The organism is Streptomyces sp. NPDC058796 (assembly GCF_042745235.1).
Lineage (GTDB): Bacteria > Actinomycetota > Actinomycetes > Streptomycetales > Streptomycetaceae > Streptomyces.
Genome location: NZ_JBHYOP010000014.1, coordinates 24,317 through 39,362 on the forward strand (window position 1 = coordinate 24,317; position 15,046 = coordinate 39,362).

The window sequence follows — 15,046 nt, forward strand, 5'->3', positions numbered from 1 at the left end:
TGATCGGAGCGACCACGGACACACCGGCCCGGTGCGCCCCGACCTCGTCCAGTCGACAGAAAGAGACGCAGGTGCCTCATAGCATCGACGAAGCCTTCACAGCACTCCCCCTGCGCGCCCTCGCCGACGCCGCCCTGGCCCGCGCGCGTGCGCTCGGCGCGGAGCACGCCGACTTCCGGCTGGAGCGGGTACGCAACGCCTCCTGGCGCCTGAGGGACGCCAAGCCCGCCGGGTCCTCGGACACCACCGACCTCGGGTACGCGGTGCGCGTGGTGCACGGCGGAACCTGGGGGTTCGCGTCGGGCGTGGACCTGACGATGGACGCCGCGGCCAAGGTCGCGTCCCAGGCGGTGGCGATGGCCAAGCTGTCCGCGCAGGTGATCGAGGCGGCCGGTTCCGACGAGCGGGTGGAACTCGCCGACGAGCCCGTGCACGCGGACAGGACGTGGATCTCGGCGTACGACATCGACCCGTTCACCGTGCCCGACGCGGAGAAGTCGGCCCTGCTGGCCGACTGGAGCGCGCGGCTGCTGGCGGCCGACGGGGTCGATCACGTGGACGCCTCGCTGCTCACCGTGCACGAGAACAAGTTCTACGCCGACACCGCCGGGACCGTGACCACGCAGCAGCGGGTGCGGCTGCACCCGGTGCTGACCGCCGTGTCGGTGGACGACTCCAGCGGTGAGTTCGACTCCATGCGCACCCTGGCGCCGCCCGCCGGGCGCGGCTGGGAGTACCTGACCGGCACCGGCTGGGACTGGGACGCGGAGCTGGCCGAGATTCCCGGGCTGCTCGCGGAGAAGATGCGCGCGCCGAGCGTCGAGGCGGGCCCGTACGACCTGGTCGTCGACCCGTCCAACCTGTGGCTGACCATCCACGAGTCCATCGGGCACGCCACCGAGCTGGACCGTGCCCTCGGCTACGAGGCCGCCTACGCCGGCACCTCCTTCGCCACCTTCGACCAGCTGGGCAGGCTGCGCTACGGCTCGGAGCTGATGAACGTCACCGGCGACCGCACCGCCGAGCACGGGCTGGCGACCATCGGGTACGACGACGAGGGCGTCGCGGGCCAGTCCTGGGACCTGGTGAAGGACGGGACGCTGGTGGGCTACCAGCTGGACCGGCGGATCGCGCGGCTCACCGGGTTCGAGCGGTCCAACGGGTGCGCGTACGCCGACTCCCCCGCCCACGTGCCCGTGCAGCGCATGGCCAACGTGTCCTTGCGGCCGGATCCCGGCGGGCTGTCCACGGAGGATCTGATCGGGGGTGTGGAGCGCGGGATCTACGTCGTCGGGGACCGGTCCTGGTCGATCGACATGCAGCGTTACAACTTCCAGTTCACCGGCCAGCGGTTCTTCCGGATCGAGAACGGGCGGCTCGCCGGCCAGCTGCGGGACGTGGCGTACCAGGCGACGACCACCGACTTCTGGGGCTCCATGGCGGCCGTCGGCGGCCCGCAGACGTACGTCCTCGGGGGCGCCTTCAACTGCGGCAAGGCGCAGCCGGGGCAGGTGGCGGCCGTATCGCACGGCTGCCCGTCCGCCCTCTTCAAGGGAGTCAACATTCTCAACACCACGCAGGAGGCGGGTCGATGAGCGCGCGCACGAGCAGGCCGCACGAGACCGTCGAGCGGGCGCTGGAGCTGTCCCGGGCCGACGGCTGCGTCGTGATCGCCGACGAGGAGTCCACCGCCAACCTGCGCTGGGCGGGCAACGCGCTCACCACGAACGGTGTCACGCGCGGGCGCACGCTGACGGTCGTCGCCACCGTGGACGGGCAGGAGGGCACTGCCTCGGGGGTCGTGTCGCGTTCCGCCGTGACCGCGGACGAGCTGGAGCCCCTGGTGCGCGCAGCCGAGGCCGCCGCGCGCGGTGCCGGACCGGCCGAGGACGCGCGGCCGCTGGTCACGGACGTACCCGCGTCGCCCGACTTCACCGACGCGCCCGCCGAGACCTCGTCGGCCGTGTTCGCCGACTTCGCGCCGGCCCTCGGGGAGGCGTTCGCACGCGCGCGTGCGGGCGGCCGGGAGCTGTACGGCTTCGCCAACCACGAGATGACGTCCACGTACGTGGGCACGTCCACGGGGCTGCGGCTGCGGCACGACCAGCCCAACGGGACGCTGGAGCTGAACGCCAAGTCGCCGGACCGCACCCGGTCGGCGTGGGCGGGCCGGGCCACGCGGGACTTCAAGGACGTCGACCCGGCGGCACTCGACGCCGAGCTGGCGGTGCGGCTCGGCTGGGCCGAGCGGCGGGTGGAGCTGCCCGCCGGGCGGTACGAGACGTTGCTGCCGCCCACCGCGGTCGCCGACCTGCTGATCTACCAGTTCTGGTCGGCGTCCGGGCGGGACGCGGCCGAAGGGCGCACGGTGTTCTCCAAGCCGGGCGGCGGCACGCGCGTGGGCGAGCGGCTGGGCGAGCTGCCGCTGACGCTGCGCAGCGATCCGCACGAGCCGGGCCTGGAGTGCGCGCCCTTCGTGGTCGCGCACTCCTCGGGCGGCGACCAGTCCGTGTTCGACAACGGTCTGCCGGTCGCGGCGACCGACTGGATCCGCGCGGGCGAGCTCCACCGGCTGACCACCACCCGCCACAGCGCCGGGCTGACCGGGCTGCCGGTGGCGCCGGCCATCGGCAACCTGGTCCTGGACGGCGGCGACCCCGGCCGGTCCCTGGAGGAGATGGTGGCCGGCACCTCGCACGGGCTGCTGCTGACCTGCCTCTGGTACATCCGCGAGGTCGACCCGGCGACGCTGCTGCTGACCGGGCTGACCCGGGACGGCGTCTACCTCGTCGAGAACGGCGAGGTGGTCGGCGAGGTGAACAACTTCCGGTTCAACGAGTCGCCGGTGAGCCTGCTGGGCCGGGCCACCGAGGCCGGGCGGACGGAAAAGACGCTGCCCAGGGAGTGGGGTGACTGGTTCACTAGGGCTGCGATGCCCGCCCTGAGGGTGCCGGACTTCAATATGAGCTCTGTCAGTCAGGGCGTATAACCTCGTAGTCGGCTGCCACCGGGCTGCCGAAGATCATGAGCATGTAGGAGACACGAGAACCGTGACGGACATCGTCGACGAGCTGAAGTGGCGTGGGCTGTTCGCCCAGTCCACCGATGAGGATGCTTTGCGCAAGGCGCTCGCGGACGGTCCCGTCACGTTCTATTGCGGTTTCGACCCGACCGCGCCGTCCCTGCACGTGGGGCACCTGGTGCAGGTGCTCACCGTGCGCCGGCTCCAGCAGGCCGGTCACCGGCCGCTGGCGCTGGTCGGCGGGGCCACCGGCCAGATCGGTGACCCGCGCCCGACCGCCGAGCGCACGCTGAACTCTCCGGAGACGGTCGCGGGCTGGGTCGAGCGGCTGCGCGGCCAGATCGAGCCGTTCCTGTCCTTCGAGGGCGAGAACGCGGCCCTGATGGTCAACAACCTCGACTGGACCGAGGGCCTGTCCGCGATCGAGTTCCTGCGGGACATCGGCAAGCACTTCCGGGTCAACAAGATGCTGACCAAGGACTCCGTCGCCCGGCGCCTGGAGTCCTCCGAGGGCATCAGCTACACGGAGTTCAGCTACCAGCTCCTCCAGGCGATGGACTTCCTCCAGCTCTACCGGCGCTACGGCTGCACGATGCAGCAGGGCGGCAGCGACCAGTGGGGCAACCTGACGGCCGGCCTCGACCTGCTGCACCGGCTGGAGCCGGACGCGTCCGTGCACGCCTACGCGACGCCGCTGATGACCAAGGCGGACGGCACCAAGTTCGGCAAGACCGAGGGCGGCGCCGTCTGGCTGGACCCGGAGATGACCACCCCGTACGCGTTCTACCAGTTCTGGCTGAACGTGGACGACCGGGACATCTCGCGCTACATGCGCATCCTTTCCTTCCGTTCCCGCGCGGAGCTGGAGGAGCTGGAGCGGCAGACCGAGGAGCGTCCGCAGGCGCGGGCCGCGCAGCGCGCGCTGGCCGAGGAGCTGACGACGCTGGTGCACGGCGCCGACCAGACGGCCGCCGTGATCGCCGCGTCCAAGGCCCTCTTCGGCCAGGGCGATCTGGCGGAGCTGGACGAGCGGACGCTGGCCGCGGCCCTGTCGGAGCTGCCGCACGTCCAGGTCGCCGAGCCGGCCCCGGTCGTGGACCTGTTCGCCGAGGTCGGCCTGGTCGCCAGCAAGTCCGCCGCCCGTCGCACGGTGAAGGAGGGCGGCGCCTACGTGAACAACGCCAAGGTCGCCGCCGAGGACGCCGTCCCCGCCCGCGAGGACCTGCTGCACGGGCGCTGGCTGGTGCTGCGCCGCGGCAAGAAGAACCTGGCCGCGGTCGAGGTCACCGGCGGCTGAACGCACGCGTCAGGGGCGGGCTCCGGTGCCGTGCGGCTGCCGGAGGCCGCCCCTTCGCCGTATGGGACCGTGCGGGCGCTCAGGCCCGTTCGCGCCGCTTGTTGCCGCGCACCGCCATGTAGAGCGCGTCGCCGACGCCCACGATGATGACCGCGGCCACCAGCTGGAACACGTGCCGCCACCAGTCGATACCGCGGGTCGCGTCCACGCCGACGGCACGGGCGATCGCGTTTCCGGCGATGGCTCCGAGGATGCCGAAGATGGTGGTCAGCCACAGGGGGCTGTGCTGCTTCCCGGGAATGATCGCCTTGGCGATCAGACCCAGCACGAATCCGACGATGATCGCCCACAACCAGCCCATGGCTGCCTCCTCATTCGGCTCCAAGCGAGCAATACCGCCAGTCTTCGGCCCTACCGCGTACGGCGCATGGCGGGTACGGCCGAATGGGGTACCGGGCTGCGCGGTGCGGCGCGGGTCCCGCGGGCCGGCCGGAGGGTGCCCCGGTCTCGTGGACGGCGCAGGTGCGGCGTAACGTGGTGAGTTGTCCGGGACCGGAGTCCCCGTGCGGCCGCGGACGGGAGCGGGGCGGGGAGAGTCCGATACGGGCGGATGGTGGAACCAGATGCGGAAGCAGAGTGCCGGCGGCAAGGCCGAGGTGTTCCGGATCACCGGGGCCCGCACGGGCCTCCAGGAAGACGTGCGCGGCCGGCAGCGCCGGTACATCATCTCCATGTCGATCCGTACCCTGTCGGTGATCCTCGCCGCCTGCCTGTGGAACGTGGAACGGCACGTGGCGATCGTGGCGCTGGTCCTGGGCGCGGTACTGCCGTACGTCGCCGTGGTGATCGCGAACGCCGGGCGCGAGAACGCGCCATCGTTGCCGTCGACGTTCGTGACGATGCCGACCGCCCCGATGATCACACCGCCGCGTGACGACGACGGCCCGGCGGAATCCGACCCGGAGGACACCCCGTCCGAAGCGGCTCCGGACGGGGCTGGTGAGCCCCGTGCTCGAGCCTGACCGCGGGGCGTACGTCGATTCCTCGCCAGGCCGAAGAAATGCTCAGATGAATCATGTGGTTCCGGTGCCGGGCGATGGGTGACCCGTGACATACTTCGTACGCGCTCCGCATCCCCCGTCGGAGCGACGGACCGACGCCGGGCAGCTCCCCCCGTGGCTGCTCGGCGTCGCCTTGTGTGTGGACCTGTGAGACGAGCCTGTGAGTGACGAGACCGCCCCGGAGACCGCCCCGATCTGCTCCGCCAAGGGCTGCCGCACCGCCGCCGTATGGGTGCTGGCGTGGAACAACCCGAAGATCCACACGCCGGAGCGGCGCAAGACGTGGATCGCGTGCGACGAGCACCGGGAGCACCTGTCGCAGTTCCTCGGAGTGCGCGGCTTCCTGAAGGACGTCGTCCCGCTGGACGAGTGGGAAGCCCCCGCGGGCTCCTAGGGGCTGTACCTATCCCCCGATCGCCGACATCGGCCGGTCGGGCTGGACGAACGTCGGGTCGTCGAGGCCGGCGCCGGCCTTCTTGCCCCACATGGCCAGCCGCCAGATCCGGGCGATCTCCTCGTCCGGGGCGTCCGAGCGCAGGGCGGCCCGCAGGTCGGTCTCCTCGGTGGCGAACAGGCAGGTGCGCACCTGGCCGTCGGCGGTCAGACGGGTGCGGTCGCAGGCGGAGCAGAACGGGCGGGTGACGGAGGCGATGACGCCGACCCGGTGCGGGCCGCCGTCCACGAGCCAGCGCTCGGCGGGGGCCGACCCGCGTTCCTCGGAGCCCTCGGCGGTCAGCTCGAAACGGGTGCGCAGGGAGGTGAGGATGTCACCGGCGGTGATCATCCCCTCGCGCTTCCAGCCGTGCTGGGCGTCCAGGGGCATCTGCTCGATGAAGCGCAGCTCGTAGTCGTGCTCGACGGCCCAGGCGAGCAGGTCGGGGGCCTCGTCGTCATTGAGGCCCGGCATCAGGACGGAGTTGACCTTGACGGGGGTCAGGCCCGCTTCCCGGGCCGCCTCCAGGCCCTCCAGGACGTCCTTGTGGCGGTCGCGGCGGGTGAGGGTCTTGAAGACGTCCGGGCGCAGGGTGTCCAGCGAGACGTTGACCCGGTCCAGCCCCGCGGCCTTCAGGGCCGCCGCCGTGCGCCGCAGGCCGATGCCGTTGGTGGTGAGGGACATCTGGGGGCGCGGCTCCAGGGCCGCGACGCGCTCCACGATGCCGACGAGGCCGGGGCGCAGCAGGGGCTCGCCACCGGTGAAGCGGACCTCCTCGATGCCGAGGGAGGTGACCGCGATGTCGATGAGGCGGACGATCTCGTCGTCCGTGAGCAGGTCGGGCTTGGCCAGCCACTGGAGGCCCTCTTCGGGCATGCAGTAGGTGCAGCGCAGGTTGCAGCGGTCGGTCAGCGAGACCCTCAGGTCGGTGGCCACCCGGCCGTAGGTGTCGATGAGCACGTGGACCCCTCCCTCGACGCGGATCGGCGGAGCACTTCTCTCCTCCGACACCTGCGAGCCTACGTGACGGGTCCGACATCGACAGCGGGCCGATCTCTACGACGTACGGCGGGGCCCCGTCGTAGGGATCTACGACGGGGCCCCGGCGGGGTGGGATCAGTGGGCTCCGGTGCCGGTCAGGGAGCGGACCTCGAGCTCCGCGTACTTCGCCTTGTCGGGCTCCTCCTTCGACAGGACCGTGCCGAGCCAGCCCATGAAGAAGCCGAACGGGATGGAGATGATGCCCGGGTTCTTCAGCGGGAACCAGGCGAAGTCGACGTCCGGGAACATCGCCTTCGGGTCGCCGGAGACCACCGGTGAGAACAGCACCAGGCCGACGGCGACGATCAGGCCGCCGTAGATCGACCACAGGGCGCCCTGGGTGGTGAACCTCTTCCAGAAGAGGCTGTAGAGGATGGTCGGCAGGTTGGCGGAGGCGGCGACCGCGAAGGCCAGGGCGACCAGGCCGGCCACGTTCAGGTCGCGGGCGAGGGCGCCGAGCGCGATGGAGACGATGCCGATGAGGACGGTCGCCCAGCGGGCCGCCCGCATCTCCTCCTTCTCGGTGGCCTTGCCCTTGCGGATGACGTTGGCGTAGATGTCGTGCGCGAAGGACGACGACGAGGCCAGGGTGAGGCCGGCGACCACGGCGAGGATGGTCGCGAAGGCCACCGCCGAGATCGTGGCGAGCAGGATCGCGCCCCAGGCCGAGTCGACGCCGCCCACGTGCAGGGCTAGCAGCGGCGCGGCCGTGTTGCCGGACGGGTTGGAGGCGATGATCTCCTTCTGCCCGACGAGTGCGGCGGCGCCGAAGCCGAGCGCGATGGTCATCAGGTAGAAGGCGCCGATGATGCCGATCGCCCAGTTCACGGACTTACGGGCGGCCTTGGCGTTGGGCACGGTGTAGAAGCGGATCAGGATGTGCGGCAGGCCGGCCGTGCCGAGCACCAGGGCGATGCCCAGGGAGATGAAGTCGAGCTTGGTGGTGCCGCTGGCGCCGTACTGGAGGCCGGGCTCCAGGAAGGCGGCGCCCTTGCCGCTGTTCTCGGCCGCCGTGCCGAGCAGGTCGGAGATGTTGAAGTTGAACTTCAGCAGCACCAGGAAGGTGATCAGGATGGTGCCGCCGATCAGCAGCACGGCCTTGACCATCTGGACCCAGGTGGTGCCCTTCATACCGCCGATGGAGACGTAAACGATCATCAGCAGACCGACCAGGGCGACGATGAGGATCTTGCCCGCGTCGGAGGTGATGCCGAGCAGCAGCGAGACGAGGATGCCCGCGCCCGCCATCTGGGCCAGCAGGTAGAAGATCGACACGACGATGGTGGAGGTACCGGCGGCCGTGCGCACGGGGCGCTGGCGCATGCGGTACGCGAGGACGTCGCCCATCGTGTAGCGGCCGGAGTTCCTGAGCGGCTCGGCGACCAGGAGCAGGGCGACCAGCCAGGCGACCAGGAAGCCGATGGAGTAGAGGAATCCGTCGTAGCCGAAGAGGGCGATGGCGCCGGCGATGCCGAGGAAGGACGCGGCCGACATGTAGTCGCCGGAGACGGCGAGCCCGTTCTGGAAGGCGCTGAACTGGCGGCCGCCCGCGTAGAAGTCGGCGGCGTCCTTGGTCTGGCGGCCGGCCCAGACGGTGATGCCGAGCGTCGCGAGGACGAAGAGGGCGAAGAGGGTGATGATGAGCGGCCGGTGCTCGCTGGCCTCGTTGGCGGCCAGTTCGGCGGCGAGAACGGTCTGTGCGGGGCTCATGCGCCGCCCTCCATCCGGGACTTGATGGCCTCGGCCTTGGGGTCGAGCTTCGCGGCGGCGTGCCGCGAGTACCACCAGGCGATGAGGAACGTGGTGACGAACTGGGCGATGCCGAAGACGAAGGCGACGTTGATGTTGCCGAAGAGCTTGGTGCCCATGAAGCCGCCGGCGTAGTTCGACAGCAGCACGTACAGCAGGTACCAGGCGACGAACGCGATCGTCAGCGGGAAGGCGAAGGAGCGGAAGGAGCGGCGCAGTTCGGCGAACTCAGCGCTCTGCTGCACTTCGGAGAACTCCTCCGGTGACGGAAGATGGCGTTCCTCTTTCGAGGGGGGCGGTGCGTCGGTGGCCACGGAGTCTCCTCGTACGACGGACATGACGGCTTTTACCTCGGTGTTCTCGCGGGGGCCTGATCGTGCTCGGACTCCCTGACCAACGACACGGCGCCCCACCGGCACCGGTTCAACCCGTGCGGCACTTTCCGAAGTCACCCGTGGCGGGTCATTGCTGGCCGGCGGCTACGAGGGATAGCTTCGCCCTGCACCACTCCGTCATGTACCTGCCCGGTCACCACCCGTGTCGCGGGCCGGTTCCTTTCCCGGATGATGTGGAGACCCCATGGATCATCTGCGTTCGACGCGTTCGTCGCGGTCACCGCGCTCCAGACGGCGGCTCGCTCTCGCCGTACCCGTCGTGCTGTCGCTCACCGCGTCCCTCGGCTTCCTGCCGGCCGCCGCCTCGGCCGCACCGGGTGCGGACACCGCCCAGGAGGCCGCCCGGACCGCCGGGACCACGGACGCACCCGGCCTCGCGTACGTGGTCAACACGCGGACGGACCACCGCACGATCGCGTCGGTGAAGCGCGCGACAGCCGAGGCCGACGGCAGCGTAGTCGCCACCTACCGGGAGATCGGCGTGATCGTCGTCCACTCCGCGAACCCGGACTTCGGCGCGGAGATGCGCAAGGTGCGCGGGGTGCAGTCCGCGGGGGCGACCCGCACCGCGCCGCTGACCGCCGCCGGGACGACCGGCCAGGGCGCCGCCGAGATGCTCACCGACGAGCAGGCCGCGCGGACCGCGAAGGCGTCGAAGGCCGCCGGGGCGGGCGAGCCGCTGGAAGCGGACCAGTGGGACCTGCGCGCGATAGGCGCCGACAAGGCCGCGAAGATCAACCCGGGCAGCTCCCGGGTCACCGTCGCCGTCATCGACACCGGCGTCGACGACACCCACCCCGACCTCGCCCCGAACTTCTCCGCCTCGCAGTCCGCCAACTGCGTCGGCGGCAAGGCGGACACCAGCGAGGGCGCCTGGCGGCCGTACACCGCCGACGACTACCACGGCACCCACGTCGCCGGTGAGATAGCCGCCGCCCGCAACGGCATCGGCGTCGCCGGTGTCGCACCGGGCGTGAAGGTCTCCAGCATCAAGGTGAGCGACCCGGACAACGGGCTCTTCTACCCCGAGAACGTCGTCTGCGCCTTCATGTTCGCCGCCGACCGCGGCGTGGAGATCACCAACAACAGCTACTACGTGGACCCCTGGCTGTACAACTGCATGGACGACCCGGACCAGCGCGCGATCGTCGACGCGGTCAACCGGGCCCAGCTGTACGCCCAGCGCAAGGGCACCCTCCACCTGGCCTCCGCCGGCAACTCCAACCACGACCTGGACTCCGACGCCATCGTCGACGACTCCAGCCCCGACGACTCCACGCCGGTGACGCGGACCATCGACCCGCACGAGTGCTTCGACGTGCCGACCCAGCTGCCGGGCATCGTCACGGTCAGCGCCACGGGCGTCGACAAGGAGAAGTCGTACTACTCCTCGTACGGCAAGGGCGTCGTGGACGTCGCGGCGCCGGGCGGCGACGCGCGCTACCAGATCCCGGACACGCCGTCGAAGAACGGCCGCATCCTGTCGACCATGCCGAACAACGAGTACGCCTGGCTCCAGGGCACCTCGATGGCCTCCCCGCACGCCGCCGGCGTCGCCGCGCTGCTGAAGTCGGAGCACCCCTGGGCGTCCCCGGCGACGCTCCAGCGGCTGCTGAAGGCGCAGGCCGGCAACCCGGGCTGCCCGGCCTCCTACGACCAGGACGGCGACGGCACGCAGGACGCCGGCTGCGAGGGCGGCAAGCGGGTCAACGGCTTCTACGGCTTCGGCATCGTCGACGCGCTGCGCGCGGTGAAGTGATCCGCCCGGCCTACCGCTCACCAGGCTTTCCCCTCCCTTCCAGCAACGACTCCACGAACGAACTGGAGACACCGCACATGACAGCTCCTCACCCGCGTCACCGCCGTGCCCTCGCGATCCCGGCCGGTATGGCCGTGGCCGCGTCGCTGGCCTTCCTGCCGGGCGTCCCGGCCTCCGCCGCCGAGGCCGCTCCCACGCTGTCGGCGGACTCGTCGTCCTCGACGAGCTACGTCGTCAACGTCCGTCCCGGGCACGGGCCCTCGGCGCACGTGAAGCGGGCGATAGCCAAGGCCGGCGGCACCATCGTGACGTCGTACGACCGGATCGGCGTGGTCGTCGTCCACTCCTCGAACGCGGACTTCGCGAAGACCGTCCGCAAGGCGCGCGGCGTGCAGTCGGCCGGCGCCACCCGCACCGCGCCGCTGCCGTCGGCCGCCACCACCGACACCGGTGCTCCCAAGGTGCTCAGCGGCGCGGAGATCGCCGCCGCCGAGGCCGCCGAGGGCCAGGACCCGCTGCAGTCCCTCCAGTGGGACCTGCCCGCCATCAAGGCGGACAAGGCGCACGAGAAGTCGCTGGGCAGCGAGGACGTCACCGTCGCGGTCATCGACACCGGCGTCGACGACACCCACCCGGACATCGCCCCGAACTTCGACCGGGACGCCTCCGTCAACTGTGTCTCCGGCAAGCCGGACACCACCGACGGGGCCTGGCGGCCGAGCGCGGCGGAGAGCCCGCACGGCACCCACGTGGCCGGGGAGATCGCCGCCGCCAAGAACGGCGTCGGCATGACCGGCGTGGCCCCGGGGGTGAAGGTCTCCGGCATCAAGGTGTCCAACCCCGACGGCTTCTTCTACACCGAGGCCGTGGTCTGCGGCTTCATGTGGGCGGCCGAGCACGACGTGGACGTGACCAACAACAGCTATTACACCGACCCCTGGTACTTCAACTGCAAGAACGACCCGGACCAGAAGGCCTTGGTCGAGGCCGTCAGCCGGGCCGCGCGGTACGCGGAGAAGAAGGGCGCGGTCAACGTCGCCGCGGCCGGCAACGAGAACTACGACCTCTCCTCCGACGAGATCACCGACCCGTCCTCCCCGAACGACACCACGCCCGGCGACCGGGTCGTCGACCCGTCCGAGTGCCTGGACATCCCGACCCAGCTGCCCGGCGTCGTGACGGTCGCGTCGACCGGCGCCAAGGGGCTCAAGTCGTCCTTCTCCAACCACGGTCTGGGCGTCATCGACATCGCGGCGCCCGGCGGCGACTCGACGGCCTACCAGGCGCCCGAGCCGCCCGCCACCAGCGGACTGATCCTGGGCACGCTGCCCGGCGGCAAGTGGGGCTACATGGCCGGTACGTCGATGGCGTCCCCGCACGTCGCGGGCGTCGCCGCCCTGATCAAGTCGACGCACCCGTACGCTCCCCCGGCCATGGTCAAGGCGCTGCTGTACGCCCAGGCCGACGCCACCGCGTGCACCAAGCCGTACGACATCGACGGCGACGGCAAGGCCGACGCGGTGTGCGAGGGCCCGAAGAACCGCAACGGCTTCTACGGCTGGGGCATGACCGACGCGCTGGACGCGGTCACCCGGTAGACCGTGCACGGTGACCGCGCCGGTCACCACGCGCGCGTGCGGCGGGCCGGGAGTGGTCTCCCGGCCCGCCGTGTGCGTTCCGGGTGTGACGCGTCACTCACTCTCCTCCCGGCTTCCTCGAACCGTACGGCGGCCGAAAACGTCCTCATGCGTGGAATGCCGGACCGCCAGTTGTTTTCCGGAACTTGCCCGGGTCTGGGGGAGCTGGTGAAGATCTCGAGGTGACCTTGACAAGACCCTCGTCCCGGACCACCGGCACCGGACGGCACGCGCGGCCCTCCGGCACCGGCCGGGCCGCGGCCGTGCTCGTGCTGGTGGTGCTGGCCGCGCTGATACCCGTCCTCGGCCCGTCCCCCGCCCTGCACGGCACCGGGGAGGCCGAGGCCCCCGGCACCGGCGGCATAGCCCTGCTGCGCACGGTGCTCTTCGCCGCCCTGAGCGTCCCGGTCGGCGAACTCCTCGTCAACCGGCTCGCCAAGTCGCTCCCCGGCGCTCCCCCGCAGCGCCCCCGCAGCTGGGCGCCGTACGCGGCCGCCGCCGGCTTCGTCGCCGCGCTGGGCCTGGCGTCGGTCGTGGCCACCGGCAACCTGGTGCCGGACAGCGCCGCCGACATCGACGTCGGCGGGCTGTACTCGTCCCGCGACGGCAAGCTCGCCCTCCTGGAGGTCAACGGCTTCCTCGCGGCCGGCCTGTGCGCCACCTCCCGGCGTCCCGGTCTCCAGGTCTGGCCGCTGGCCGCGGTGATCGTCGCCGAGGCGCTGCGCGCGCACCCCACGACCGAGTACAGCCCGCTGCTCGGGTCGGGACTCACCCTCGTCCACCTGACGTGCGCCTCCCTGTGGGTGGGCGGCCTGCTGTACGCACTGCGGACCCTGCGCACCTGGCGCCGCGCCGAGGCGGGCCCGGCGCTGCTGGGCCTCTACGCGCGCGTGGCGGCCGTTCTGCTGGCGGCCATCACGGCGACGGGGGTGTGCAGTTCGCTGCGCCGTATGCCGCCGGGCACGATCGCGGACCAGCTGACGGACACGGCGTACGGGCGGGTCCTGCTCGCCAAGGCGATCCTCATGGTCGCGGTCGCGGCTCTCGCTCTGTGGGCCAGGGTCCGGCTGAGCCGCGCGGCCGACCCGCTGACCGCCTGCTCCCCCGCGCGCGCGGAGGTCGCCGTTCTCGGTGTGGTGGTCGCGGTCTCGGGACTGCTGACGGCCCTTCCGGTGCCGATCCGGTGGTGATCCGGTGGTGAGTCCCTGAACGCCCGCTCACGGTAGGCCGCTTGACGGAGGAACCGTTCCGCCTCCGCGCCGTGCGGCACCTGCCGCACCGGAGTGTCGGTCGTGGCCCGTATCCTCATGGACCATGCTCGAAGACCGCACGACCGCAGCGCCGTCCGCCAGGGCGTGGCCGGCCGCGTATCCGCAGGGGTACGCGGTCGTCGACGTCGAGACCACCGGACTGGCCCGCGACGACCGCATCATCTCCGCGGCCGTCTACCGTCTGGACGCCCGCGGCGAGGTCGAGGACCACTGGTACACCCTGGTCAATCCGCAGCGGGACCCGGGCCCGGTGTGGATACACGGTCTGACGAGCGAGGTGCTCCGGGACGCGCCCCTCTTCCCGGACGTCGCCGAGGAGTTCGCGGCCCGCCTCGACGGGCGGGTGCTGGTCGCGCACAACGCCGTCTTCGACTGGCAGATGATCGCCCGCGAGTACGCCCGCGCCAGGCGTGAGGCCCCGGTGCGGCAACGGCTGTGCACCATCGCGCTCTCCAAGGCGCTGGCCCTTCCGCTGCCCAACCACAAGCTGGAGTCGCTGGCCGCACACTTCGGCGTCGTACAGCAGCGGGCGCACCACGCGCTGGACGACGCGCGGGTGCTGGCGGAGGCGTTCCGGCCGAGCCTGCTCGCCGCGGCGGCGGGAGGACTGCGGCTGCCGCTGCACGAGTGCCGGCCGCTGACCGAGTGGTCGGACGCGCCCGCCCCCCGGATCGGACAGCAGGCCGGTTACGGCGGCTACCGGCCGACGAGTTGGCGCCCGTCCCGCAAAAGGCCCGCATGCCCCTATCCCAACCCAGGCCGGTATGAAGTAGGCAAAAGACTCAAGCAGGGCATGCGGGTCGCCTTCTCGGGTGACACCTCCATCGAGCGGGACCTGCTGGAGGACCGCGCCACCGAGGCCGGGCTGCACGTCGCCACCAGCCTGTCGCGGCTGACGAGCCTGCTGGTCACCAACGACCCGGACTCGGGCACGTCGAAGGTGGTCAAGGCGCGGCAGTTCGGGACGCCGGTGGTGGACGAGGCGGCGTTCGGCCAGCTCCTGGGGGACGTCGAGCCCGCGGACGCCGAGCCGTGAGCCGGGCCGCGCGGGGATCGCGGCCGAGCCGTACGGACGGGTGATTCCGGGCGACTCGCCCGGCACCCGCTCGCCCGCGCCGCGGCGACGGCTCACCCTGTGGCGCATGGCGACATGCGAAGTCTGCGGCAACAACTACGGAATGACCTTCGAGGTCCACGCCCAGGGAGCGGTGCACGTCTTCGACTGCTTCTCCTGCGCGATCCACCGGATGGCCCCCATCTGCGAGCACTGCCGGGTGCAGATCATCGGCCAGGGCGTCGAGGTCGAGGGCCACTGGTACTGCGGCGCCCACTGCGCCCGCGCGGAGGGGAGGGCGGGGATCGTCGACAAGGTCTAGCGTCC

14 protein-coding genes are annotated in these 15,046 nt (G+C 71.4%); 10 read left to right on the plus strand and 4 right to left on the minus strand.

Features of this window, described 5'->3' with window-relative positions; translation table 11 throughout:
- Window positions 1-71: 71 nt before the first annotated feature.
- The 3 genes from ACFW47_RS30110 (at window position 72) to tyrS (ending at window position 4,319) form a co-directional block, all read left to right on the plus strand.
- Entirely contained in the window at window positions 72-1,595 is a 1,524-nt protein-coding gene (locus ACFW47_RS30110) for a TldD/PmbA family protein (RefSeq protein ID WP_386307684.1), read from the plus strand.
- Window positions 1,592-2,989 (plus strand): metallopeptidase TldD-related protein, encoded by a 1,398-nt coding sequence (locus ACFW47_RS30115; RefSeq protein ID WP_386307686.1) that lies wholly within the window; start codon window positions 1,592-1,594, stop codon window positions 2,987-2,989. The genes ACFW47_RS30110 and ACFW47_RS30115 overlap by 4 nt, the downstream gene beginning before the upstream one ends.
- A gap of 61 nt (window positions 2,990-3,050) precedes the next feature.
- Window positions 3,051-4,319: a tyrosine--tRNA ligase gene (gene tyrS / locus ACFW47_RS30120; RefSeq protein WP_386288836.1), complete on the plus strand. Its 1,269-nt coding sequence runs from the start codon at window positions 3,051-3,053 to the stop codon at window positions 4,317-4,319.
- Between the two features lie 79 nt (window positions 4,320-4,398).
- Here the strand turns inward: tyrS and ACFW47_RS30125 are convergent, their stop codons facing one another.
- Window positions 4,399-4,680 carry a GlsB/YeaQ/YmgE family stress response membrane protein gene (locus tag ACFW47_RS30125; RefSeq protein ID WP_386288834.1) on the minus strand — a complete coding sequence of 94 codons (282 nt, stop codon included), beginning with the start codon at window positions 4,678-4,680 and terminating at the stop codon, window positions 4,399-4,401.
- Between the two features lie 262 nt (window positions 4,681-4,942).
- On the opposite strand from ACFW47_RS30125, the gene ACFW47_RS30130 reads away from it, so the two are divergent.
- Together ACFW47_RS30130 and ACFW47_RS30135 are read left to right on the plus strand one after the other, a co-directional pair.
- Window positions 4,943-5,341: a DUF3099 domain-containing protein gene (locus ACFW47_RS30130; protein WP_386288833.1), complete on the plus strand. Its 399-nt coding sequence runs from the start codon at window positions 4,943-4,945 to the stop codon at window positions 5,339-5,341.
- Between the two features lie 199 nt (window positions 5,342-5,540).
- The gene (locus tag ACFW47_RS30135) at window positions 5,541-5,774 is read left to right on the plus strand and encodes a hypothetical protein (RefSeq protein WP_073721353.1); all 234 of its coding nucleotides are present in this window, start codon (window positions 5,541-5,543) and stop codon (window positions 5,772-5,774) included.
- 9 nt (window positions 5,775-5,783) lie between these two features.
- On the opposite strand, the gene moaA is transcribed toward ACFW47_RS30135, so the two are convergent.
- From moaA to ACFW47_RS30150, 3 genes are all read right to left on the minus strand, one after another.
- Window positions 5,784-6,773 (minus strand): GTP 3',8-cyclase MoaA, encoded by a 990-nt coding sequence (gene moaA / locus ACFW47_RS30140; RefSeq protein ID WP_386288831.1) that lies wholly within the window; start codon window positions 6,771-6,773, stop codon window positions 5,784-5,786.
- 156 nt (window positions 6,774-6,929) lie between these two features.
- Window positions 6,930-8,564, minus strand: a complete 1,635-nt coding sequence (locus ACFW47_RS30145) for a cation acetate symporter (protein ID WP_386288829.1) — start codon at window positions 8,562-8,564, stop codon at window positions 6,930-6,932.
- Complete coding sequence (locus ACFW47_RS30150) at window positions 8,561-8,917, minus strand: DUF485 domain-containing protein (RefSeq protein WP_217254157.1); 357 nt, start codon at window positions 8,915-8,917, stop codon at window positions 8,561-8,563. The genes ACFW47_RS30145 and ACFW47_RS30150 overlap by 4 nt, the downstream gene beginning before the upstream one ends.
- A 265-nt stretch (window positions 8,918-9,182) precedes the next feature.
- Between ACFW47_RS30150 and ACFW47_RS30155 the strand changes: the two genes are divergently transcribed.
- The 5 genes from ACFW47_RS30155 (at window position 9,183) to ACFW47_RS30175 (ending at window position 15,041) form a co-directional block, all read left to right on the plus strand.
- Window positions 9,183-10,757: a S8 family serine peptidase gene (locus ACFW47_RS30155; protein WP_386307687.1), complete on the plus strand. Its 1,575-nt coding sequence runs from the start codon at window positions 9,183-9,185 to the stop codon at window positions 10,755-10,757.
- 77 nt (window positions 10,758-10,834) lie between these two features.
- Complete coding sequence (locus ACFW47_RS30160) at window positions 10,835-12,355, plus strand: S8 family serine peptidase (protein WP_386307688.1); 1,521 nt, start codon at window positions 10,835-10,837, stop codon at window positions 12,353-12,355.
- 221 nt (window positions 12,356-12,576) lie between these two features.
- Window positions 12,577-13,584, plus strand: a complete 1,008-nt coding sequence (locus tag ACFW47_RS30165) for a CopD family protein (protein WP_386307689.1) — start codon at window positions 12,577-12,579, stop codon at window positions 13,582-13,584.
- Window positions 13,585-13,708: 124 nt separating this feature from the next.
- Window positions 13,709-14,701: a DEDDh family exonuclease gene (locus ACFW47_RS30170; RefSeq protein ID WP_386288821.1), complete on the plus strand. Its 993-nt coding sequence runs from the start codon at window positions 13,709-13,711 to the stop codon at window positions 14,699-14,701.
- 106 nt (window positions 14,702-14,807) lie between these two features.
- Window positions 14,808-15,041: a hypothetical protein gene (locus tag ACFW47_RS30175; protein ID WP_071528763.1), complete on the plus strand. Its 234-nt coding sequence runs from the start codon at window positions 14,808-14,810 to the stop codon at window positions 15,039-15,041.
- The last annotated feature ends 5 nt before the right edge of the window (window positions 15,042-15,046 follow it).